Origin of the sequence: Paenibacillus solanacearum (genome assembly GCF_910593845.1) — a bacterium.
Taxonomy (GTDB): Bacteria; Bacillota; Bacilli; order Paenibacillales; family NBRC-103111; genus Paenibacillus_G; species Paenibacillus_G solanacearum.
Genome location: NZ_CAJVAS010000010.1, coordinates 67,373 through 89,404, shown reverse-complemented (window position 1 = coordinate 89,404; position 22,032 = coordinate 67,373). Strand labels below are relative to the sequence as shown.

Genomic DNA, 22,032 nt, shown 5'->3' with positions numbered 1-22,032 from the left:
ACGGCTGGCTTGCCGGGACCGCCTATTGCAGCACGACGGTTTCGCCCTCCTGCAGCCCGCTCATGATTTCCGTCTTCTCCGGCGTCTCTACGCCCACCTGCACGACACGGCGTTCCAGTGCTCCCGAACCGTTCATCACCATAACGTAGGACTCATCTTTTTCCCGCTGTACGACGAGCGTCGGGATGACAAGCGCGCCTTCTTTTTTATCCGTTTGGATCGAGGCCGTCAAGCTGAGTCCTGCGATCAGCCGTTCATCCGGCTCGAGCGAAATGACGACCTCGAACTGCGCGGCTGTCGTGACGGTGGCTTCATCCGCATCGGTATCGTTTTTGGCAAATTTGGACAGCCGTTCGACCTTTCCTTGCAGCTTGACGCCCTTGAGCGCGTCGACCTTCACCTCCGCATCCATTCCTTCCTTGATTCGGAACAGGTCGTACTCGCCGACGATAGCTAGAAGCTGAAGCTTTTTCAGGTCGACGATTTTGCCGACCCGCTCGTTTTCTTTCAGCGATTGCGGCTCTTTGGTCGATTCGAACAAGAAAATGCCGCCCTCCGGCGCAGCGAATTGCGCCGAGTGAAGCTTCTCCGTCATCTCGGCTAATTGAACGTGGGAATGCTCGAGATTCAGGCGAGAGATGTCTTCCTGCATTTTGCGGCTTTCCGATTTCGCAAACCGCTGCTTGGCGTCCGTTTCCGAAATGCCCGCACTTGCCGACGCATCGTTATCGATCGTCTCCTGAAACTGTCCAAGGCGAATATCCATTTCCATTTTCTTGGCGTCCGCTTGCATTTTGGCGATTTCGTTGCGCAGCGATGCATCGTCGAGCCGGAACAGCATGTCTCCTTTGGCCACCTGGGCTCCGTCCGTAACATGCCACGACTTGATATCGGCCGAGAATGGCGCATTGATATACGTTTGCTTTTGATACGAAGATTTGCCTTTCACTTCAACAGTGTTCGTCAAATCTTCTCGCGTCACTTTGAATTGCAGTGCATTCGCCGGATTGTTCATGGACGACGAAGTCTGCTTCGAGGGCTGGCTCTGCCAATATAACAAGCCGGTTATGCCGAGCACGACAATGGCGGCAGCGACGGTAATCCACTTTTTCTTCTTCATAGCTTCCAGTTCTCCTACGCTTTAGTCTCGTTTAATCGCGGTCAGCGCGTCGGTGCGCGAAGCCTTGACGGCCGGATAAATCCCGGACAACACCCCCGTCATGATGGCGAAGAACAAGCCGACGGGCAGGATCCAAGGGCTGATAAACAATATTTCCTGCTGCGCTCCCGGACGGGCGGGGGCCAGCTTCATGACGGCGATATTAATTCCCCAGATGACCCAGTATGACAATAAAATGCCGGTCATGCCGCCGAGCAGCCCGAGCAGCGCAGACTCGACCATAAACATATTGCGAATTTGCCGCAAATTGGCGCCGAGCACCTTCATGATGCCGATCTGCCGGCGGCGCTGGTACGTGGACATCGTCATCGCCACGATGATCGAGATCGACGCGACGAACAGGATAAACACGCCGACGCCGCCGAAGATGAGCCGAATGATGACAAGCTCGCTTTGCATCCGCTCTTCGCGGTACAGATTCGTTTCCACCGACAGCTTCAATTTTTTGATCCATTGTTCAAGTTCTTTGACATGGGAGCTGTCGTCGACCTTGATTTTCACTTCGTTGTATGTACCGCTGCTCGTACTCCGGTTCGCTGCCGAGCCCGTAGAGGATTTGCCGTTTTTTTGTTCCATGGCATCCAGCAGCTTTTGGCCGAGGGCAGGGGAGACGAAGGCGGTTTTCTGGTTCATGACGACGTCGTCGGGCACGCCTTCGGGCTTCTTCAGTATACCTACGACCCGCAGCGGGAAAGGCGTTCCGCTTTCCTCCGTGCCGAGGTTGGGCTTATAAATTTGCGGCGTCAGGACGATCTGCTTCTGGTACATCGGATACGCAATATACATCTGGTCCTCCAGCCGCTTGGCCGCCTGCGCGCCGTCGAGTCCGCTTCCGTTCTGAAGCTGCCGCGACCGCTGCAACTGCTGATCGAACAAGCCCATCGTTGCGCCGTAGCTGAGGATAATCGTGTTGTCTTGATCGGACGGCCCGCCCTGATGTAGCTCGAATCCGAAATCGGGCAGCGTCTCGAGCTCGGTGGCGTACAGGCTGTTGATGTATCCCCGCTTGTTATCGACGAGAAACTGAAAGTTGTTCAGTGTCTGATACGTGCCGAGCGCCTTGACATGGGGGAAGCCGCGGATCAGGTCGATTTTGGCCTTGGTCAGCACGTACGGCTTGGCCGCATTCGGGTCGCCGGAGTCGCTCTCGTCCCCGCCGTGACCGCTGCGCACCGTAATTTCATCGGATTTTAAATAGAAGCTCATCTGCATGCGGCTGTAATGATTGATCGATTCGCCGAAGGCCAGCGCTACAACGATGGAAGCGGAGCCGATGGCGATCCCCATGATGCACAGCGCAGTAACGACGACGCGGCGCTTAAGCTGATCCCAGCCGAGCCGCATATAATCACGAAATCTCACTGCGCTTCACCTGCCCACGCCGCATCTTCGACGAGACGGCCGTCGCGCAGCTGAATGACGCGCTGCGTGCGTTTGGCGACCTCCAGCTCGTGGGTCACGATAACGAACGTGATGCGAAGCGTCCGGTTCAGCTCGATGAGCAGATCGATGATTTCCTTCTCGGTCTTCGTATCGAGGTTCCCCGTCGGCTCGTCGGCAAAGACGATCGCCGGCTCCGTCACCAGCGAGCGGGCGATGCTGACCCGCTGCTGCTGGCCGCCGGACAGCTGGGAAGGGAACATCTCCGTCTTCCCCCCGAGCCCAACTTTGTCGAGCAGGGACGTGGCTTTCTCCCGGCGCAGCTTGGCTTTCATGCCTTGAAATACGAGCGGCAGCTCAACATTCTCCCGGACGGTCAAATGCGGGATCAATTCGTAGGATTGGAATATAAAACCGATTTGCGACCGGCGAAACTCGGCCAGCCGATTCTCATTCATCGTCTCGATGCCGCAGCCGCCGATCACAATACGTCCCGAGGTCGGCTTCATTAGCCCGGCCATCAGGTTGAGCAGCGTCGATTTGCCGGAGCCGGAGCTGCCGAGCAGGGCGACCATCTCGCCTTTGTCCACCTTGAAGTCGATATGATGCAGGACAGGCGTCGTTTCGCCGCCGTTCGTAAAGCTGTGTGAAAGTTGTTCTACTGCAAGCACATAACCCCTCCGTTGTCCCAGTAAGATACATACGATAAGACGGGGCATTCCCGGTGAAGTTGCAAAAAACAGGCCGATTTAAGAAAATGTTAAGTTTTGCATGCAGCAAAAAAACGCCGGGAACGCCTCTATACATAGACGACGCTCCGGCGATAAACCTTGCACTATCGGGCGGAATTTATTTTTTCGGTTAAATCTTCCGTACTGCGTGCATTGAGCAGCAGGAAGCCGATCATAGCCAGAGCCGATAAGGCGGAGCCGGCGGCATACATCGCGTGAGGGCTCCAGTGGTTAAAGATCCAGCCGCCCAGCGTGCCGCTGACGAGCCCTGCGAGGCCGGACCAGATGACGGCATACAGCGCTTGTCCGCTCGCCCGGAACTGATCCGGTACGATGCGCTGAATGTAGCGGATCGCCGTGAACAGGAAGATGCCGAACGACAGCGAGTGCATCGTCTGGATCGCGATGACCCAGAGCGGGTTGTCGACCAGGCTCATCAGAAGAAAGCGCAGCGCATACACGAAGGAGCAGATGGCAAGCAGCGGGAGCTCCTTGTACTTGTGGCCGTGCTTGCTCAAAAAAATAAATATGGGAATCTCGCTTAAGGCCGACGCCATCCATGAATAGCCGACGATCGTCTGATCGGCGCCGAGCCGCTGCAGGAACAGCGCCAGGAAGCCGTCATTCATCCGCGTGGCGAGAGCGGCCGTGAAGATCGTCAGCAGGAAGGCGAGAAACGGCTTCGACGTAACAATCGGGACGAGACCGGCGAAATCCGGTTTCTTATAGGTGGGATCCCGCGCGTCGGTAAGCAGCAGGGAGAGCAGCAGCGAGACGGCGATGGTCGTCAGGCTGAGGGCGGGCACCAGCCCGGTCCCGAACCCTTTGAGCACCATGCCGAAGACGAGCGCGCCGAGCGCGAAGCCGATCGAGCCCCATACGCGGAAGGAGGCATAGCTTTTTTTCGTACCGCTGATCGAGAGCAGCGTCATGCTGTCGTTAAGTGAGCTCATCGGCGATTGGAAGAAAAAGAAGATTGCCATCAGCACCATCAGCAGCCAGAAGGTGACGGTCTGGAACACCAGGAAGGCGACGATCAGCTGACCGATCAGGATGAGAATCATAATCTTTTTTACCGTACGGTACTTGTCGCTGGTAAGCCCCCAGAACAGATTGGACACGATGCCGATCATCGGGCCTACGGAATAGAGCAGCCCGATCTGCAGGGTCGAGAACCCTTTGTACTGAAAGTAGAGGGGAAAGTAGGATATAATGATCGACATTGTAGCATAAAAAGAAAAGGTAAAACCTCGCAGCGCGACATCGCTGGAGGTCCTTGACTGACGGATCATAATGATTCACTCGATTCGTTGTTTTTTCTGGTTGTCGTATGGATATGAGGCAGCGGCCGGTTCTCGCTTCTGGCAAACTCTCTGAGCATGTACAAGACGACGAGCGCTTCGGCGACCATGCCGAGCGACTGGGCCAGCGCGCCGATCATCCCGTTCCAGCCGGGAGCCGCCGCGATGCAGATGACTAGCGTGACGAGCAGCGTCAGTACGTTGGCCGCTTGCGACCAGACCATCACCTTCGTTTGGCTGCGCAGCATCAGCAGTCCGTTGCCGAAGTCCAGCCACGGGAAAATAAACGTCATGATCATGAATACCTTCAGCGTAGACAAGCTCGCTAGCATCAGCCGCTCGTTGACGCCCATCACTTGCTCCATGAACCATGGCCCGGCCGAAGTATAGGCGAGCAGTGCGATCAGGCAGCTGGGAATGAGCGACAGCATCAGCGTGAACCGGCGGACCGCCGCAGCGTCCTTACGGTAAAAATTAAGCACAATTTGGTGAATATAAGAGAAGAAGCTCTGAACGAGCTGCGTCAAGCTTCCGGCGATGGCGAACGCGGCGATGGAAAGCTCGAGCTGCGTCGTTTTGCCGAGAAACGCATTGATGGCCGGTCCGGCGATGACCGCGATCGCCGATGAGTACAGCAGCGGTTTGTAGAACTGGAATATTTGCTTCGGCCGCTCGATTTCATGATCCGGCTTCTTCTCGGGAATGCGGCGCAGCAGCGCGCGGCCTTCCCAGAAGCTGACGGCCGCTTCGATGATCATGCCGGTCAGGAAGATGACGGCGCCGACGGTCCCGCTCGTTACGCCGGTTTTGATAAAATAGAGCGACAGCGCATACATGCCTGCCAGACGGATGAGCATCCCGATCGTAAGCCATTTGGTACGCATGTTAAAGATGATGATGCCATGAAAAATGCAGCGGATGCCGGAAAAAATACTGACGAACATCAAGACGCGGTACACGTTCACCATGGGGCCAGCCAGCTGCTCGTCCGCGCCGAATAAATGCAAAAACACCCAAGGGCCTACAGGGGTGTAGCTGATCAAGCCGCCTATGAGGAAAATGGAGCCAAGCACGTATAAGCCGACAAGCGACATCGCGCGGAAGGAACGGCGGTCGCGCACGAGCGCCGAACAGGTTTGGCGAAGCAGCACCGCAGGCCGTTCCGTAATGCCGAGGATGCTCATCGGCAGGGCATAGCTTGCGATGAGCAGCTCCGGATGGGCCGAGCGCGCAAGCGTACTGTTAATAATGACATGAGATATGGTTACAAGGCTCGCCGATATTCCAAGAGGAATGAAGAAAGCGAGAAGCTGCCGGAATGAAATACGGACCTGGTCTGGTTGATTCATAGTCGCTCTCCCTCTTTCAATGTCACCCATTATAACACGGATCCCAGCCTAAAGGAGATAAAATTTACTTTTTGACTGGAAGCTATCCCACCGTTCGTGTTACATTAATATAGATAAACTGTCAGCGCCTTTTTCGTCATCCAGAAAGGAAAGGTGGAGCAGACATGGAAGATTTTTTTGCGCTTGACGAGCGGCTCGGGATTCCGCTGCCGCAGATGCAAAAAGATTTCGACGCGTATACGAAGTCGGAACAGACGGAGATGCTGCTGCGCTGGGAGCAAATACGAGGTACGATTCCCGAAAGGATCAAGCAGATCGAGCGCGTCATTATCGCGAAGCAGGATGAATTGAGCGTGGAGAACAATTTTGCCAGGTCGTGCCGGTTGAACAGCGAGATTGCCGATCTCGCAAGCGCGATCAACGACCTGCATTTATGGTTCCGCGTCAATCAGGATATAACGGCGGAACGGATGCATCGCTAACACCATCCGGGCCCGCTGTCGTCGCGGCTGGGACAATCTGCCGCATGGCATCGGTTGTCCGTGCTCACACCGCCGGGTGCAATGCTGCATTCGGCTTCCGCACATGACAACGGTTACGGATACAGCCGTTGCCGGTTGTCCGCAAAATGATGAAAGAGGAGGTTGGAGGCTTTGACTTGGAACGATAGCTTGCGAAGGCTTACCGCACAGCTTACCGGCCACAAGCCTTCGCTGTACCCGACGGAGGAGCTTGACGATTTGATGGACATCAAGATCGCCAGGCTGTCGACGAACGGTTTTGAAGGAGACCGATTAACGTACGCGTTAGCCTTGAAATCCGGCCTGCACTTGTTTAATGAAAGCCTGGACCCGTCGCATGATCTTTCACAGGAAATCCATACGCCGACCGGCAGCTATTGGCATGGCATCATGCATCGGATGGAGGGCGATTACGGCAATGCGAAATATTGGTTTCGCCTGGTTGGCCGCCATCCCGTCTACGAGGCGCTTGCCGGCGAAATCGGCACGCTGCTGAAGCAAACCGATCTGCGGCAAATCGGCAGCGCCGTGCTGCGTGAGCCGCTGGAGCGATTGAAGGACGAGGGAGCGTGGGACCCTTATCTGTTCGTCGACATGGTGGAGTGTCAAGTTACCCAGGCGCGGGATGCCGCCGGCGAAGCGCTGCTGATGGACATGCAGCATATCGAGATGCTGCTGCTGCTGGAACATTGCTACGCCGAGAGCGGCGGGGAAGGCGAGCTTCTTGAGCCCCGTTAGCCTACGCCGCGGCGAGCAGGCGCCCCGGGGACCGGTCGGTTTGATGCTGCGCGTGTACCGCTACGTGCTTCCCGAAGTGCGGGAGCAGCTGCGTTACTGGCGCGGGAGAGCGGAGGCGATCCCCGATCCCGAGCTGCGCAGGCAAGCGCTTGCCAGCATGGCAAGCAAGCAGTTTCACTGCGAAGGCGGCGCCGTGTATGCGGCGGCGCATTTATCGATGCGTCATATATTGATTCCGCTCATTGTCGCGTTTCAGACGATCAGCGATTATTTGGATAATTTGTGCGACCGCAGCACGTCGCTGGACCCGGAAGATTTTCGCCGGCTGCACTTGTCGATGCTCGATGCGGTGGACCCGGCGGAGCCGCTGCACGATTATTACGAATTTCGCGAGGAGCGGGAGGACGGCGGTTATCTCGGCGATCTGGTGAAAACATGCCAGGCGAGCATCCGCCTGCTGCCGTCGTTTCCGGATGCGGCCAAGTCGGTCCGGGAGCTGGTCGGGCTGTACTGCGATTTGCAGGTGTACAAGCACATTCACCGAGAGCTTCGCGAGGAGGCGCTGCTGGCATGGTGGCAGCGGCATAAGGCCAAGTATCCTTCGATCGGCTGGAACGAGTTCGCTGCGGCGAGCGGCTCGACGCTCGGGGTGTTTATGCTGTTTCTCGCAGCCTCGCGCGCGGAGCTGAGGTCCGCCGACGTCGAGGCGATTCGCGACGCCTACTTCCCGTACATATGCGCACTGCACATTCTGCTCGATTATTTGATCGATCAGGAGGAGGACCGCGCAGGGGGCGACTTGAATTTTTGCAGCTATTACGACAGTATGGATGTGACGGTAGAGCGGCTGGCGCTGATCGTGTCCGAAGCGCGCGACAAATCGCAGCGGCTGGAGCATCCGCCCTTTCACCGGATGATCATCGAGGGCCTGTTGGCACTGTATTTGTCTGATCCGAAAGTCAGCAAACAACAGGATGTGAAGCGAATTTCCCGGGAGCTCATGAAGAACAGCCCCATGACGCGGATGTTTTTCTTCGTGAACAGCATCTGGATTCGCAGAACTTCTTAGTATATATCTTCTATAGCTTATGGATAGAAGCAAGTGAACTCAAGGAGGAACCATCATGTCAGTTAAAAAAATTGCGGTGCTCACGAGCGGCGGCGATTCCCAAGGAATGAACGCGGCTGTTCGCGCGGTCGTGCGCAGCGGTCTGTATCACGGGCTAGAGGTGTTTGCCGTTCAACGCGGCTATGCGGGTCTCATCAACGACGATATTCGCGAGATGGATTTGCGCAGCGTGGGTGATATTATCCAGCGCGGCGGCACGATATTGCAATCGGCCCGCTGCAAGGAGTTTATGTCGCCGGAAGGGCAGCAGCTCGGGGCGGATAATTTGCGTAAGCGCGGCATCGACGGCATCGTGGTCATCGGCGGCGACGGCTCGTATCAAGGGGCCAACAAGCTGAGTAAGCTCGGCATCAAGACAATGGGAATTCCGGGGACGATCGACAACGATATTCCGTTTACGGATATTACGATCGGTTTCGATACGGCCGTAAGCATCGTCGTGGACGCGATCAACAAGCTTCGCGACACGATGAGCTCCCATGAAAGATCGTCCGTCGTGGAAGTTATGGGCCGCCATTGCGGCGATATCGCGCTGTATGCGGGATTGGCCAGCGGCGCGGAGACGATACTCGTACCGGAGGTGCCGTACGATCTGAACGAGATCGCAGCGCGGATGGCCACGAACTTCTCGCAAGGAAAGCGCCATAGTATCATCGTCGTAGCTGAAGGCGCTGGCAAGGGAGAAGACATCGCAGCGGAAATTATGCGCCGCAACAGCATTGAAGCGCGCGTGACTGTGCTCGGCCACATTCAGCGCGGCGGAGCGCCGACGCATAATGACCGGATTCTGGCCAGCAACCTCGGCGACTTCGCAGTGCGTAAGCTGATCGAGGGGGATTCCGGCAAGTCCTGCGGCATTATCAAGGGCGAGCTGGTCGCTACGGATATCAATACAGTCGTCAACTCGAAGAAGCAGTTCAATATGGAGCTGTACGAGCTTGCCAAACGGCTGTCGCAATAACGCAAAGGTGGAATCAACACAAAAAGACGCAGCGTAGACACGCTTCGCGTCTTTTGTGTTGTTAGCGTACGGAGGCGGCATAGAAGACCGCGATGCGATAGGGACATGCCGTTCTTTATTGCGCCTGATCAGCTGGGACGATGCTGTCCGGCAGCAAGCGCTTCGATGATTTCGCGGGTTGGCCGGTTGCCTTTCTTGGCATAGACGATCGTGCCGTCGCGGTCGATGACGTACACGGTGCGCTGCTGGCCCAGCAGGCCAAGCAGCATATGCCCGACATCGTACAGCTCGCGGATGCGCTCGCCTTCATCGGCTACTAGCGGAAAATCATACCCGTACTTTTCGGCGAATTTGCGATGATCCGTCACCGTGCCGGGATTGACGCCGACCACGAGGGCATCGTAGGCCGCATATTGGGTTTGGGAGTCCCGTACGGCGCACAGCTGCTTCGTGCAGATCGGCGTCTCATCTTTGGGGTAAAAAATAAGCACGACCGGCCGTCTCCCCAATATTTCCGTTAGGCGAACGGCGCCTTGTGTGCTCTCGGCCGAGAACGCGGGAGCGGGTGTTCCTATCGCTAACATCGCGGTACCTCCTCGTACTGGAATTACTTTTATTGTATCGAACGAGCCTGTATGCGGCAAGCGAAAGTGCGAATCTATCCGCTCCGGAGCCGGTTTGCTGTGTGCAGACGTTGACTTTACTTAATTTTCTATATTACGATGTATGTAAAGTGATCGAGAGGAGATTGTACATATGAAATTTATGATTGTGTCCGGCAGCAACCGGAAGGATGCGACAAGCACGCAATTATGCCGTTATATCGAACGGCTTCTGCGGGAAAGCGGTCACGAAGCGGCGCTGTTCGATTTGTGGGAAAAACCGCTGCCCTTTTATACGAAAGATTCGCAGCCGGAAGACGCCAACGTGAGCGAGCTGAAGCAAGGTCTGCTTGAAGCCGACGGCATCGTGCTGGCCACGCCGGAATATCATGGCAGTTTATCGGGCGTGCTGAAGAATGCGCTCGATTTTGCAGGCTTCGACCATTTCGACGGCAAGATCGTCCTGTCCGTCAGCTCGGCCGGCGGCGCGGTAGGCGTCAGCTCGCTGCAGCATTTGCAGACGATCGTTCGCAACGTGCACGGCATCAACTGCCCGGAGTGGATCTCGATCGGCGGCGCGCAGCGCACATTTTCGCCGGACGGCGTTCCGGAGGACGAGAAGACGCGGGAGCGTGTGCAGCGGACGCTGAACTATTTTACCAAGATGGTCCGAACGTTTCGGATGAAGTAAGCGAACCGTTCTATGAAAGGGGGGAGCAGCACAATCGTGGCTTCGATATTGCATAACGATTGGGCGCCTCTGCTCGAGGAAGAATTTCAGAAGCCGTATTATTTGCAGCTGAGGCAATTTTTGAAGCGGGAATACGGCACATATACGATCTATCCGGACATGCATGATATTTTCAACGCGCTTCACTACACGTCTTACGAGCAAACGAAAGTCGTTATCCTCGGGCAAGATCCGTATCATGGTCCAGGGCAGGCGCATGGACTCAGCTTCTCGGTAAAGCCGGGTATTCCGGCTCCGCCGTCGCTGCAAAACATGTTCAAGGAGCTGCACAGCGATCTTGGCTGCCGTATCCCTGACAACGGGTATTTGGTTCGTTGGGCCGAACAGGGCGTGCTGCTGCTGAACACGGTGCTGACCGTTCGGGAAGGACAAGCCGCCTCGCATAAAGGGAATGGATGGGAGACGTTTACCGATCGCGTCATTTCCCTTCTGAACGAGAGGGAACGGCCGATTGTGTTCATCCTGTGGGGAAGCCATGCCGGACAAAAAAGCCAGCTCATCACAAACCGCCGCCATCATATTTTACGTTCCGTTCATCCAAGCCCGTTGTCGTCTCATCGCGGATTTTTCGGCAGCAAGCCTTATTCGCAGGCCAACGTGTTTTTGCATAGCATCGGCAGCGAGCCGATCGATTGGCAAATTCCCGACATCGGACAACGAGGTCAGTAGCTATTACACCGCAATCATCGGAAGCCCGGTTCCAGCCTTATGGAAATCGGGCTTTTCATATTTCCCTGCCATCTTGCCAGTTCACGATAAATGATTATAATGAAGGAGTTCGCCAAGTGAGCGGCACATGAAGCTGCGAATAGACGAATAATACGGTCATTTCGACAAAGGGTCGGATACGATGAAAAAACAAATATGGACGCTGCGGGGATTGAACTTCTCGTATTATGCGACGAGCGCGGTTCTTATGCCTTTTCTGCCCATTTACTTTGAGAACAGGGGCTATTCTTCTTCGCAGATCGGGCTGCTGATGATGATCGGCCCGTTCGTTACGCTGTTCGCCCAGCCGTTCTGGGGATATTTGAGTGACCGATACCATACGCTGAAGCTGCTGATTTGCGCCTTATGGGTAATGACGGTGCTGTCCAGCGTAGGTATTTTTCAGACGACAAGCTATTCGTTTGCGCTGTTGTTTATGCTGCTGCTTTACTTCTTCATGCAGTCATCGGTGCCGCTGCTGGATACGATGACGATCAAATCGACGTTCAAAGCGAAAGTAAGCTACGGGATGGTGCGGATGTTCGGCTCGCTCGGCTTCACCTTGATGGCGATGTGTTCCGGACCGCTGCTGCAGGCGCTTGGGGGACTCGATCATATTCCGTATTTGTACTGGACCCTCTGGATTCTTCCGCTCGGATTGCTTCTGCTGCTTGAAGACGACAAGGGAGCGGGCGGGCGCCGCGCTTCATTGTCCGATTTCGGCAAACTGCTCGGCAACAGACACTTTCTGTGGTTTTTACTGCTGATTTTCGTGCTTACGGTGCCCCACCGGATGAACGATGTATTGTTGGGGCTGTACCTAAAGGATCTCCACGCGACGAATACGATGGTAGGGCTGGCTTGGGCGATTGCGGCTGCTAGCGAAATTCCGACCTTCGCCCTGCTCGGACGGTATATGCATAAATTCAACGAATTGGCGCTGCTCGGGGTCATCGGCTTGATCTATACGGTTCGCTGGCTGTTGTACGGATGGATAACCGATCCGTTCATACTGCTGCTGCTTCAAGCGTCGCATTGCATCACGTTTGCCGCGTTTTGGATCACGGCCGTTCAATACGCGGTCAGGCTTGTGCCGATGGAACTGCAATCCTCGGGACAATCGATCCTGTCGATGGTTTTTCTTGGACTCGCGGGAATTACGGGCGGTCTGGCCGGAGGCTGGATTAAGGATCAGATGGGCGGAGCGGTCATGTATCAGCTTGGGGCAGGGATGGCGTTCATCGCAGCGCTGCTGCTGCTTGGCACCCACGCGTATTACCGAAAAAAAAGCCATCCGCTCTAATGGCAGCGGATGGCTTGCTTATTCCCTATTTGCAATGCGAACGCCTTATTCCACGAAAGGCTTCTTCTTGTGCCGCGCGCTCGATTACTTGCCGGATGACGGCTGCGCCGACGGAGCCTCGACTTGTACGGGAGTCGCCGCCAATTCTTTCTTCGCTTCCGGCTCGCTCGGCGGATCTTCGGACGATTTACCGCTGTTGCCGTTGGTCGCATCCTTGAATTCACGCAGCATTTTGCCGAATCCGCGCCCCAGCTCAGGCAGCTTGCTCGGACCGAACAGAAGCAGTGCGACGAGCACGATTAATATTATATGCATGGGAGTCAACGCGTTAAACATAGTTTGGACACCTCCGAAATCGTTCAGCTTCATCATAACATGATTTATTTTAACTTTAACATAAAATTATTACGAATCCATAACATTTTTTTGTGCCGCGTCAAAAGGCTGGCGTCCGTCTCGATCGTTCCTCTGCCGTTGCAGCCGTGCGGCTGTAAAAAACGCCTCCTTCATTAATGAAGGAAGGCGTCTTTCTGATGTTCGGAAATGCTGTATTGAATAATTTCCATCGCATCCTCTGCTACTAACGAGGAAAGACCGTTACGAAGGACGATTTCGGATTCCAGCTCGTTCTTCGTAAGCGTAGGATACAACTCAGGGGTTAATTTCATTACAATCGTTGCCAACCTTACTGTTTCCACAAGCATCACCCTTCCCGTCGTCATCTGGCGCACAAAGTTCGGAGCGAATTACGAGTAACAGAGGTAAAGCCATAGGAATCGAAATGAAATTGTAAGTTAGTTGCTTCTCTCATTATACCATAAAAGGCATACGGATGTATGGTCTCTTATACACATTTATGGATCGTTCTGCCAAAATATGCATTATGTACGTCGAAATAAGCCCATGACTCCAAGCGTTTGCGTGACGTTGACGAACGCTTGCGCGTCCCATTGCCGAATTAATAGCTGAAGGTCATTCAGCTCGTAACGGGTGGTGACAGTCATCAGCATGTGCTGCGGCTCCTTCATATAGCCGCCTTCCGTCTGGATCACGGTAACGCCGCGATGCAGTTTATGCATTTTGCTCAGCAGCAAATCTTTTTTTCGCGTTACGATAAACACGGTCACCTTCAGATGCCGGATATGAATCGTATCCATTACTTTGCCTGTAATAAACATCGATAGCATCGAATATAGCGCCAAATCCCAATTTTGCTTGTAATAGCCGAGGGCTACAATGACGAATCCGTTCATCACGAACAAGAAGGTGCCCAGTGAAAAATCGCGTTTGCGCGTCAGGATGGAACCGATAATGTCGAAGCCGCCGGTCGATCCTCCCGCACGCATCGATAGTCCGGCTCCGAGCCCTACCAGTACCCCCCCGGTAACCGATGACATGATCAAATCCTGACTCACCGGCCGGACGGGCAGCCACTGCATGAACCATGTGGTCAATGAGACTGAAATGACGCTTAAAATGATAAACTTGCGGCCGATCGTGATCATACCCCAAACAAGAACAGGCAAGTTCAAAATGAAATAGAGCAGCGAGATGTTCATATCGGTAAAATAACCGACGATCATGGCGATGCCGGATATCCCGCCGCTCAGCAGCTGATGCGGGATTAAAAACAAGTTAAAGCTTACTCCGATCAGGGCGGAACCAATAACGATGAACAGGACGGCTCCGGTCAAGGAGCGTTGAACCATGGCCAGCATATGCGACACCTCCCGTCCTAGTATGGGTCTTTTGCGGGGGTGGCCATTCAAATGCCTGGTAAATCGGAGGAAGGGTGGGTCGACCGCGCAACGCAGCGATGTGACGAACGAGGGAAATAAAAAAGCAAGCTTCCTGGGCGGACCCGGAGAAGCTTGCTTGTGCCAATCGGCGTTACTTGCGTTTGAATGAGCCGGAACGGCTGCTCGTGCTCGGCTTGCTGCTAGTTGGCGCTTTGTACGTCGGCTTCGAGCCGTCATTGCGGCGAATGTTGGACGACGATGACGACGAAGAGCTTGATTTGGGCGGCGTCGTCACGGACGAGCCCGATTTCGGCGTTGTCGTCGAAGTCGATCCGGAAGCAGCCGGGGGCGCCGTCGATGAGCTCGATTTGGGCGGTGTCGTGGTGAAGCTGCCTTTTCGGTCCGAAGTCGTAGGCTGCTGGGTTTGAGCCGGCGTTTTCGACGCCGTTCCGCTTGAACCCGCAGGGTACGGTGCCGCCTGATATTTGCCGTAGTCATCGTAACGCTTGCTGGACGTGTACCCGCGATAATCGTAGCCTCGGCTCGAGTTAAACCATCCGCCGCCAAGTACCGATTGGAGGATGGAGGCGGTCAAATAGCCTTGCAAGAAGGAAGAATCATAATTCTGCTTCGCGTATTCGATGGAATCCAGCTCGACCAGCGTATTGGCTTCGTTGCTTGGATCCTTTTGTACGTTGACGATTTTATTGTCGTAGACGAGAAACATATTATCGAGCGATTCTTTGCTGGTTTCCGACGGTTTTTCTTGCTGCGCGAGCTCTTTGGCAACGGTAGGTACGTCCTTGCCTTCCACGACGTATACTTTTGCCGTACTCTTGCCTTGGCCCTGGACATCGATTAGAGAGTAATTGTCCTTGACGTAGCTGCCGGCGTCGCCGCATCCCGCCAGAAGCGCAAAGACGAGCAATAAGGCTAGCCACTTGTATGCTTTGTTCATGATGCGAAGGTCACCTCCTGTATACGCACCTGAAGCAGTGAATGATGGGAAACAATGATTCCGATATGTTTAAAGCCGTCAGCGCTGCGTGCCTTTCATGAATTTGACTTGCCCCGCAGGCGTGCGGCTGCCTTCCATCGCCACATATTTGCCGTCCTGCCATTGCAGGAAGAAGTACTGGTCGTCTCGGCCGAAGTAGCGCCAGAACAGCACATCGTCGTTCGAGCGAAAATCCGTGTTGCCGTCGGAGCGGACTGTGTCGCTGCGGTTATGCTCCAGCTCATAAGTAAAATCGCGGCCTAGGTCAAGCGATGAAGGCACATCGTTAGGGTCGTCAAGCGAGCCTTCGATAAATTCGCATATGAAGCATTCATACGAGCGGCCTTTCTCGACGACGAGACATGAAATATGTTTGCCGTTCTGCAAATAGTATGCAAAACGGTGGGGGGCAAATCCGCGGTCGAAATACGTAAGCTTGCCGGAGACGACATATTCCTCAAGATCGACGGTGACAATATCGCCTACCAGCGAATCCTCCAGCGGATTCGTCGGCTTTGCTTCCGGCTCCTGCTTATTGGCTTTCATAATCGAACTTACTCTCTTCCATATGGACATGGATGCTCACTCCTCCATTGTACAACCACGATATCAAGGATGGTATCAATTTTGTTATCCAATTGCTATTATATACGATCTAAAATGTTTTAGGGTTTCAATTTGAACAAGGATGGAATATGAATACCGATTATGGTATAATACTAAAGATATTCTTAAGTACGGCCTTTAACTGTTCATTTTTAAACACGCTCGGGAAGTGTTTATGAAGAGAAGAAATATATGGAGATAGGAGTCGCACTTAAGGGTATAGATACAATGAGAACCCTAAAAGACAAAGGAGACTGAAAACATTTGAAAACATTTAGTGAATTCGGCTTGGAACCAAAGGTATTGCGCGCTATTACAGAGATGGGCTTCGAAGAATCAACCCCGATTCAAGATAAAGCCATCCCGGTAGCAATGGAAGGCCGCGACCTGATTGGCCAGGCACAAACAGGAACAGGGAAAACCGCCGCCTTCGGGATTCCGCTGATCAATAAAATCGATATTAAAGAAGAACGGATCGTCGCGCTTATCATGTGCCCTACGCGGGAGCTTGCTATTCAAGTCGCCGAAGAGATCGAGAAGCTCGGCCGTTTCAAAGGCATTCGATCCCTGCCGATCTACGGCGGACAAGATATCGTGAAGCAAATTCGCGGACTTCGTAAAAAGCCGCAAATTATCATCGGTACACCAGGACGTTTGCTTGATCATATCAACCGCAAAACGATCAAGTTGGACGACGTGCAAACCGTCATTCTGGACGAAGCCGACGAAATGCTTGACATGGGCTTCATGGACGATATTCAAGCGATCCTGAAGCTTGTGCCGGAAGAGCGTCAGACGATGCTGTTCTCCGCCACGATGCCGATCAACATCCAAAAACTGGCACAGCAGTTCCTGCGCAATCCGGAGCATGTGTCCGTCATTCCGAAGCAGGTTAGCGCGCCGCTGATCGACCAGGCGTACATCGAGCTTCACGAGCGTCAAAAATTCGAAGCGTTGTGCCGTTTGATCGATATGGAAGCACCGGATCTGGCCATCATCTTCGGACGGACCAAACGCCGTGTCGATGAGCTTGCCGAAGCGCTGCAAAAGCGCGGTTACACCGCTGAAGGCTTGCACGGGGACTTGTCCCAAAATCAGCGCGATAACGTAATGCGCAAATTCCGTGACGGAAGCATCGACGTGCTTGTTGCTACCGACGTTGCGGCTCGCGGTCTGGACGTTTCCGGCGTGACGCATGTCATCAACTTTGACCTGCCGCAGGATCCGGAAAGCTACGTTCACCGAATTGGCCGTACCGGACGCGCAGGGAAAGAAGGCGCAGCCTACACGTTCGTAACTCCGCGTGAAATCGATCATCTGCACTTCATCGAGAAAATTACGCGCCACCGCATTACGCGCAAGCCGATGCCGAGCCTGGCCGAAGCGATCGAAGGCAAGCAAAAGATGACTGCAGAGCGCGTTCTAGAAATTTTGCAAAAAGATGAACATAACGAGTATAAAGGTTTGGCGATTTCGCTGCTGGAGCAGCACGACTCCGTCCACCTGCTCGCCGCTGCGCTCAAGCTGCTGACAGGCGACAAAAAGGAAGTCGAAATCGAGCTGACGCCGGAAGACCCGATCCGCGCGAAGAAAAGAAGACCGGACGTTCGCAGCAGCGGCCGCCGTCCTTCCGGACCATACGGCACAGCCGGCGGCGCACGCCGCGGCGATCGTCCGTATGACCGCGATCGCGGGGGTTACCGCAGCGGTGGTGGAGACCGCAGTGGTGGCGGCGGAGACCGTTCACGCCGTGACGGAGGCCGTGACAACCGCGATTACCGCGGCCGTACGGACAACCGTGACCGTGGTTACTCCCGTCCGTCCAACCGGACAAACGAGGAAACGCTCGTTTAACTAGTCAGGCCAGAGGCAAGCGCGTTCGTTACGGCGCGCTTGCTTTTTTTGTACGTGAATTGCAATATGCTGTACGCTTATTCCATAAAAAAACGGCAGACGCCCGGCCGTATAACGGATGCGGGCGTCTGCCGGCTCATCAGTCGATCGAGGTTGTCAGTACAGCAACCCGCGGCTTACGATCACCAGCAATATAAACAATACGAGAATCGTGCCTGTGGAAGTCCAAAATCCACCCGCTACATGACTCATGAAATAAGCCTCCTTGTTCATTTGGTTTGACTAGGTATTCTACCATCAACATATGCCCGCACGGGCGAACGGTATAGACGGGTACCTAGATCACCCGAAATAGGCTATAATGGATATTATATCGCAATGACAACGAGTTACTCGACAGCTGCCAAATAAGGGGGACAAACGATTGGAATTTCGTGGATTAATGGGTGGAGTATACCGCATAACGGAATGGATCATGCGGCTATCCGTCATCAACTTGCTTTGGGTGCTCTGCGCCGCTCCGTTTTTTTTCCTCGGCTTGATCCTGCTGCAAGCGCAAACATCGGATCAAGTGTTCCAGATGCTTTTCTTGATGTGCGTGATCTCGCCGTTTACGTTGTTTCCTTCCACGACCGCCATGTTTAGCGTCGCTCGCAAATGGCTAACGGGCGAGGAGGATGCGCCGCTGCTCAAAACGTTTTTCCGCGGCTACAAAAGCAACTTTTTGCAAAGCATGCTCGGGGGGTTCATTTATCTCATTCTGGGCGTTATTTTATATACGAACTACTCGTTTTACGGCGGCCAGACCAGTGTGTTCGGCGTCCTTCGCTTTCTGGTACTGTCGCTTTCCGTCATTTTGACGATCTCGCTGTTTCACTTTTTCTCGATCTTGTCGCATTTGCACATGAAGCTGCTGCAAATCATGAAAAGTGCGCTGCTGATCACGATCGGCAGTCCGATTCGTTCCTTGTCGCTTATTGTGCTAATCGGCGTCATTGTGTACGTCAGCTTCTTCAAGTTCACCTTTTTGATTCCGTTTTTTATGGGAAGCTTGATCGCGATCGTGTCGTTCTGGCATTTTAATCTGATCTTCGGTAAACTGCAGATGAAGCAGCAGGAACTGCTGGAGAAGGAAGCGGAGGCCGAGGAGCAGAAGCAGGGCGGCGGAACGGACGAGCCGGAATCTTCGGACGAACCGAGAGCGTTGCAATCGGGAGAAGCTGGGGATGCACAGGCGGAAAGAACGGCCTCGCCGGAGAATGACATTCGGGAATCGGAGCATACTAGGAAGAAGGAATAGCCGTGATTTTCCGTCAATTCCATTACAATTATGGCTTGATGAGGTTTACTTTCCTGGGTGAAACCACTATAATGTAGTTACAACAAAATCCTGCGATGTACGTTTCGGTTTTCAGTTGTTTTGAACCAATGACTGTTTCTTGGGAGACCTATATTGAATCGCGGCTGACATGCCCTCGAAAAGGGACTTCAAAACCGATTCTGCGGACACCCACCTGCGAGAGCGGGTTTGAAACAAGAAATCGGACGGCATTTGCGGGTTTTTTTTGTGCTGAAATGGTCGTATACATAGGAGAAAGGGTGTTAGAAATGAAGCTGTTCATCGATACAGCGAACGTGGATGAGATCCGTAAGGCGCATGAGCTTGGCGTCATTGCCGGCGTTACAACCAACCCGTCGCTGATTGCGAAAGAAGGAAAAGATTTTTTTGCAACAGTAAAGGAAATCGTGTCGATCGTAGGCAATTTGCCGATCAGCGCGGAAGTCATCAGCTTGAAAGCCGATGAAATGGTAGAGCAAGGCAAGAAGCTCGCCGATCTGGGCGAAAGCATCGTCGTCAAAATTCCGATGACCGAAGATGGATTGAAAGCGACGAATCAGTTCGCGAAACTCGGGATCAAAACAAATGTTACGCTCATTTTCAGCTCCCCGCAAGCACTGCTTGCCGCGCGCGCTGGCGCTACATACGTATCGCCGTTTGTCGGCCGTCTGGACGACATTAACCAAGTGGGCATGAAGCTGATCGAGGAGATCAGCACAATCTTTAAAGTGCACAACATTGCTTCCGAAATCATTACCGCAAGCGTACGCACGACACCGCATGTCATTGAAGCGGCGCTGCTCGGCGCGGATATCGCGACGGTTCCTTATAAAGTAATCCAGCAAATGGCGAAGCATCCGTTGACGGATGCAGGCATCGAGCGTTTCCTCGCCGACTGGCAGGGCGCAAACTTGTCATCCTTCTAAGAAGGCCAAGCCTCGCCGCAATGCGTTTCCTTATACGATATATGTAATTAAAAAAGAGCAGCGCTTGTCGTTCCCGGAATGGGGAGCGCAGGCGCTGCTTTTTTATTGGATGTTGCATGATTGGCTTAGACCAGCTCGTGAAGCCGGTGGAACGTATCCCTTAACGTCCCGTACAGCGACCGGTATACGTCATAATACGCTTCGTAGCGCGCCTGATTCGCCGGGTTCGGCTCGACTCGATCCACAACGCGAATCCACTGCTCGCACAGCGACGGAATATCTTTCTGCAGGACGCCGGAAGCAGCCATAACGGCGGCGCCATAAGCCGGCCCGTCCGTCGAGTTGACCGTAACGACCGGATAACCGAAAATATCGGCGATCATTTGTCGCCAGAACACGCTGCGCGCCCCGCCGCCGTTAACCCGCAGCTCGCGGATTTCGATGCCGGACTGCTTCACCAGCTCCAGCGAATCGCGCAGCCCGAATGTAATGCCTTCCAGTACGGCGCGCGTCAGATGGGCTTTCGTATGCCGCAGATTGAGGCCGATAAAGCCGCCGCGTGCTTTCGGATCGGGGTGCGGTGTCCGCTCCCCGGTCAAATAGGGAAGGAACAGCAGTCCTTCGCTGCCAAGCGGGGCATTTTGCGCCAGCGCGGTCAAAACCTCGTATACGTCGCGGCCTTCCGCAGCGGCCTGCTGCAGCTCCTCGTAGGCGAAATGGTTTTTCCACCATTGGAACGAGCCGCCGGCCGCCAGCATCACGCCCATGCGATGCCATTTGCCCGGCACGCCGTGACAAAACGAATGCAGCCGGCACTCCGGATCGGCCTCGTACGCATCGTCGTGCACGAAGACGACGCCGGATGTGCCGAGCGCGACGGAGGCGATGCCGCCGGAGACGACGCCGACGCCGACGGCGCCGCAGGCCTGATCGCCGCCGCCGGCGACGACCGGCGTGCCGGCGGCCAGGCCCGTGCGGCTTGCCGCTTCCGGCAGCACTTGGCCGGCCACGGCGTTGCTCTCGTAGAGCGGCGGCAGCCATTCCGCAGGAATGTCCAGCCGTTCCAGCACTTCCTGCGACCAGCGGCGGCCGGCCACGTCAAGCAGCAGCGTTCCGCTGGCGTCGGCGAGATCCATGCCGAAGGCGCCGGTCAGTCGCAGGCGGACGTAGTCCTTCGGCAGCATCAAGTGCGACGTGCGCTTGTAATGCACCGGCTCATGGTTGCGGAGCCAGACGACCTTCGGCGCCGTAAAGCCGGTCAGTGCCCGGTTGCCGGTCAGCCGGCCGAGCGCTTCCTTGCCGATCGTCCGCTCGATCCAGTCGCATTCGGCGGCGGTGCGCTGGTCGCACCACAACAGCGCCGGCCGGACGACGTCCAGATCGGCATCGAGGAACACCGAGCCGTGCATTTGGCCGGACAGACCGACGCCTGCGACTTCCTCGCCGCTGACACCCGCCTTGGCGAGAAGCGCGCGAATGCAGTCGGCCGTGCCGTTCCACCAATCTTCGGGATGCTGCTCCGCCCAGCCCGGCTGCGGCTGGAGCAGCGGATATTCGACGCTGTGGCTTGTTCTCACGGTTCCGGCTTCGTCGACCAGCAAACATTTCACTGCCGATGTGCCTAAATCAATGCCCAAAAAATACGTCATGCCATCACCTCATACAAGCTTTATTTTCGGAATCAAGGCTGATTCACAAACTTTGTTTATTAATTAAACAAATACATGATTTACTATATTCGCACAATGTTAGCGAATTCCTGCCGCCCATTGTTTTTTTGTCTCCCTATTGAGGGCATGCGGTTTTTGCCCTTGCTGCCTGGATTTGTTACAAAAATCGTAACGAATTGCCCATTTCCTCTTTCTCTTCTTAGCAAACAATGTTATCATAAAGGATAGCGTTAGCCCGGGTTTATAC

The 22,032-nt window shown here is 54.5% G+C and carries 23 protein-coding genes and 1 other RNA gene; 11 read left to right on the top strand and 13 right to left on the bottom strand.

The annotated features are described in order from the left end of the window. Positions 1-22: 22 nt before the first annotated feature. The 5 genes from KXG62_RS13415 to KXG62_RS13395 form a co-directional block, all read right to left on the bottom strand. Positions 23-1,120 carry an efflux RND transporter periplasmic adaptor subunit gene (locus KXG62_RS13415; RefSeq protein ID WP_218092486.1) on the bottom strand — a complete coding sequence of 366 codons (1,098 nt, stop codon included), beginning with the start codon at positions 1,118-1,120 and terminating at the stop codon, positions 23-25. Between the two features lie 21 nt (positions 1,121-1,141). After that, entirely contained in the window at positions 1,142-2,542 is a 1,401-nt protein-coding gene (locus tag KXG62_RS13410; protein WP_218092485.1) for an ABC transporter permease, read from the bottom strand. Beyond that, entirely contained in the window at positions 2,539-3,231 is a 693-nt protein-coding gene (locus KXG62_RS13405; protein ID WP_218092484.1) for an ABC transporter ATP-binding protein, read from the bottom strand. The genes KXG62_RS13410 and KXG62_RS13405 overlap by 4 nt, the downstream gene beginning before the upstream one ends. Before the next feature lie 164 nt (positions 3,232-3,395). Then, positions 3,396-4,583, bottom strand: coding sequence for an MFS transporter (locus KXG62_RS13400; RefSeq protein WP_218092483.1), 1,188 nt, complete (start codon positions 4,581-4,583; stop codon positions 3,396-3,398). Next, on the bottom strand, positions 4,580-5,941 hold the full coding sequence (locus KXG62_RS13395; RefSeq protein ID WP_218092482.1) for a multi antimicrobial extrusion protein MatE: 1,362 nt from the start codon (positions 5,939-5,941) through the stop codon (positions 4,580-4,582). The genes KXG62_RS13400 and KXG62_RS13395 overlap by 4 nt, the downstream gene beginning before the upstream one ends. A gap of 164 nt (positions 5,942-6,105) precedes the next feature. Between KXG62_RS13395 and KXG62_RS13390 the strand changes: the two genes are divergently transcribed. From KXG62_RS13390 to pfkA, 4 genes are all read left to right on the top strand, one after another. Next, entirely contained in the window at positions 6,106-6,423 is a 318-nt protein-coding gene (locus KXG62_RS13390; RefSeq protein WP_218092481.1) for a hypothetical protein, read from the top strand. Positions 6,424-6,594: 171 nt separating this feature from the next. Then, complete coding sequence (locus tag KXG62_RS13385) at positions 6,595-7,200, top strand: hypothetical protein (RefSeq protein WP_218092480.1); 606 nt, start codon at positions 6,595-6,597, stop codon at positions 7,198-7,200. Between the two features lie 43 nt (positions 7,201-7,243). Next, positions 7,244-8,269, top strand: coding sequence for a tetraprenyl-beta-curcumene synthase family protein (locus KXG62_RS13380; RefSeq protein WP_218092594.1), 1,026 nt, complete (start codon positions 7,244-7,246; stop codon positions 8,267-8,269). Positions 8,270-8,324: 55 nt separating this feature from the next. Further along, on the top strand, positions 8,325-9,290 hold the full coding sequence (pfkA, locus tag KXG62_RS13375; RefSeq protein ID WP_218092479.1) for a 6-phosphofructokinase: 966 nt from the start codon (positions 8,325-8,327) through the stop codon (positions 9,288-9,290). Between the two features lie 128 nt (positions 9,291-9,418). Here pfkA and KXG62_RS13370 read toward each other — a convergent pair whose 3' ends face one another. Further along, positions 9,419-9,874, bottom strand: coding sequence for a peroxiredoxin (locus KXG62_RS13370; RefSeq protein WP_218092478.1), 456 nt, complete (start codon positions 9,872-9,874; stop codon positions 9,419-9,421). A gap of 172 nt (positions 9,875-10,046) precedes the next feature. Between KXG62_RS13370 and KXG62_RS13365 the strand changes: the two genes are divergently transcribed. From KXG62_RS13365 to KXG62_RS13355, 3 genes are all read left to right on the top strand, one after another. Beyond that, entirely contained in the window at positions 10,047-10,583 is a 537-nt protein-coding gene (locus KXG62_RS13365) for an NADPH-dependent FMN reductase (RefSeq protein WP_218092477.1), read from the top strand. A 36-nt stretch (positions 10,584-10,619) separates the two neighbouring features. Further along, positions 10,620-11,312, top strand: coding sequence for a uracil-DNA glycosylase (locus tag KXG62_RS13360; protein WP_246627432.1), 693 nt, complete (start codon positions 10,620-10,622; stop codon positions 11,310-11,312). A 181-nt stretch (positions 11,313-11,493) separates the two neighbouring features. Then, positions 11,494-12,654 (top strand): MFS transporter, encoded by a 1,161-nt coding sequence (locus tag KXG62_RS13355; protein ID WP_218092475.1) that lies wholly within the window; start codon positions 11,494-11,496, stop codon positions 12,652-12,654. A gap of 84 nt (positions 12,655-12,738) precedes the next feature. Here KXG62_RS13355 and tatA read toward each other — a convergent pair whose 3' ends face one another. The 5 genes from tatA to KXG62_RS13330 form a co-directional block, all read right to left on the bottom strand. Then, positions 12,739-12,990 (bottom strand): twin-arginine translocase TatA/TatE family subunit, encoded by a 252-nt coding sequence (gene tatA / locus KXG62_RS13350; protein ID WP_218092474.1) that lies wholly within the window; start codon positions 12,988-12,990, stop codon positions 12,739-12,741. A gap of 173 nt (positions 12,991-13,163) precedes the next feature. After that, entirely contained in the window at positions 13,164-13,358 is a 195-nt protein-coding gene (locus KXG62_RS13345; RefSeq protein ID WP_218092473.1) for a hypothetical protein, read from the bottom strand. A 177-nt stretch (positions 13,359-13,535) separates the two neighbouring features. Next, positions 13,536-14,372, bottom strand: a complete 837-nt coding sequence (locus KXG62_RS13340) for a YitT family protein (RefSeq protein ID WP_218092472.1) — start codon at positions 14,370-14,372, stop codon at positions 13,536-13,538. Positions 14,373-14,544: 172 nt separating this feature from the next. Then, complete coding sequence (locus tag KXG62_RS13335; protein ID WP_218092471.1) at positions 14,545-15,351, bottom strand: DUF4247 domain-containing protein; 807 nt, start codon at positions 15,349-15,351, stop codon at positions 14,545-14,547. Between the two features lie 78 nt (positions 15,352-15,429). After that, a complete protein-coding gene (locus tag KXG62_RS13330; RefSeq protein WP_218092470.1) occupies positions 15,430-15,966 on the bottom strand; it encodes a DUF4178 domain-containing protein in 537 nt (178 codons plus the stop codon). A gap of 294 nt (positions 15,967-16,260) precedes the next feature. Between KXG62_RS13330 and cshA the strand changes: the two genes are divergently transcribed. Continuing rightward, a complete protein-coding gene (gene cshA, locus KXG62_RS13325) occupies positions 16,261-17,850 on the top strand; it encodes a degradosome RNA helicase CshA (protein ID WP_218092469.1) in 1,590 nt (529 codons plus the stop codon). Positions 17,851-18,006: 156 nt separating this feature from the next. Here the strand turns inward: cshA and KXG62_RS13320 are convergent, their stop codons facing one another. Next, positions 18,007-18,102, bottom strand: coding sequence for a sporulation protein YjcZ (locus KXG62_RS13320; protein WP_218092468.1), 96 nt, complete (start codon positions 18,100-18,102; stop codon positions 18,007-18,009). 172 nt (positions 18,103-18,274) lie between these two features. Here KXG62_RS13320 and KXG62_RS13315 point away from each other — a divergent pair, with 172 nt between their 5' ends. The 3 genes from KXG62_RS13315 (at position 18,275) to fsa (ending at position 20,115) form a co-directional block, all read left to right on the top strand. Continuing rightward, complete coding sequence (locus KXG62_RS13315; RefSeq protein ID WP_218092467.1) at positions 18,275-19,150, top strand: YesL family protein; 876 nt, start codon at positions 18,275-18,277, stop codon at positions 19,148-19,150. Positions 19,151-19,234: 84 nt separating this feature from the next. Beyond that, positions 19,235-19,415: non-coding RNA, 6S RNA (gene ssrS, locus KXG62_RS13310), on the top strand. 43 nt (positions 19,416-19,458) lie between these two features. After that, positions 19,459-20,115, top strand: a complete 657-nt coding sequence (fsa, locus tag KXG62_RS13305) for a fructose-6-phosphate aldolase (protein WP_218092593.1) — start codon at positions 19,459-19,461, stop codon at positions 20,113-20,115. Between the two features lie 125 nt (positions 20,116-20,240). Here the strand turns inward: fsa and xylB are convergent, their stop codons facing one another. Further along, positions 20,241-21,764 (bottom strand): xylulokinase, encoded by a 1,524-nt coding sequence (xylB, locus tag KXG62_RS13300; protein ID WP_218092466.1) that lies wholly within the window; start codon positions 21,762-21,764, stop codon positions 20,241-20,243. Positions 21,765-22,032: the final 268 nt, after the last annotated feature.

Excerpts from the sequence above, each read along its gene's own strand:
- KXG62_RS13370 (WP_218092478.1), bottom strand. The coding sequence starts at position 9,874 with ATGTTAGCGATAGGAACACCCGCTCCCGCGTTCTCGGCCGAGAGCACA.
- KXG62_RS13400 (WP_218092483.1), bottom strand. The coding sequence starts at position 4,583 with ATGATCCGTCAGTCAAGGACCTCCAGCGATGTCGCGCTGCGAGGTTTT.
- xylB (WP_218092466.1), bottom strand. The coding sequence starts at position 21,764 with ATGACGTATTTTTTGGGCATTGATTTAGGCACATCGGCAGTGAAATGT.
- KXG62_RS13365 (WP_218092477.1), top strand. The coding sequence starts at position 10,047 with ATGAAATTTATGATTGTGTCCGGCAGCAACCGGAAGGATGCGACAAGC.
- KXG62_RS13335 (WP_218092471.1), bottom strand. The coding sequence starts at position 15,351 with ATGAACAAAGCATACAAGTGGCTAGCCTTATTGCTCGTCTTTGCGCTT.
- KXG62_RS13340 (WP_218092472.1), bottom strand. The coding sequence starts at position 14,372 with ATGCTGGCCATGGTTCAACGCTCCTTGACCGGAGCCGTCCTGTTCATC.
- KXG62_RS13330 (WP_218092470.1), bottom strand. The coding sequence starts at position 15,966 with ATGTCCATATGGAAGAGAGTAAGTTCGATTATGAAAGCCAATAAGCAG.
- KXG62_RS13380 (WP_218092594.1), top strand. The coding sequence starts at position 7,244 with ATGCTGCGCGTGTACCGCTACGTGCTTCCCGAAGTGCGGGAGCAGCTG.
- KXG62_RS13390 (WP_218092481.1), top strand. The coding sequence starts at position 6,106 with ATGGAAGATTTTTTTGCGCTTGACGAGCGGCTCGGGATTCCGCTGCCG.
- pfkA (WP_218092479.1), top strand. The coding sequence starts at position 8,325 with ATGTCAGTTAAAAAAATTGCGGTGCTCACGAGCGGCGGCGATTCCCAA.
- KXG62_RS13355 (WP_218092475.1), top strand. The coding sequence starts at position 11,494 with ATGAAAAAACAAATATGGACGCTGCGGGGATTGAACTTCTCGTATTAT.
- KXG62_RS13320 (WP_218092468.1), bottom strand. The coding sequence starts at position 18,102 with ATGAGTCATGTAGCGGGTGGATTTTGGACTTCCACAGGCACGATTCTC.
- tatA (WP_218092474.1), bottom strand. The coding sequence starts at position 12,990 with ATGTTTAACGCGTTGACTCCCATGCATATAATATTAATCGTGCTCGTC.
- KXG62_RS13345 (WP_218092473.1), bottom strand. The coding sequence starts at position 13,358 with ATGCTTGTGGAAACAGTAAGGTTGGCAACGATTGTAATGAAATTAACC.
- KXG62_RS13415 (WP_218092486.1), bottom strand. The coding sequence starts at position 1,120 with ATGAAGAAGAAAAAGTGGATTACCGTCGCTGCCGCCATTGTCGTGCTC.
- fsa (WP_218092593.1), top strand. The coding sequence starts at position 19,459 with ATGAAGCTGTTCATCGATACAGCGAACGTGGATGAGATCCGTAAGGCG.
- KXG62_RS13395 (WP_218092482.1), bottom strand. The coding sequence starts at position 5,941 with ATGAATCAACCAGACCAGGTCCGTATTTCATTCCGGCAGCTTCTCGCT.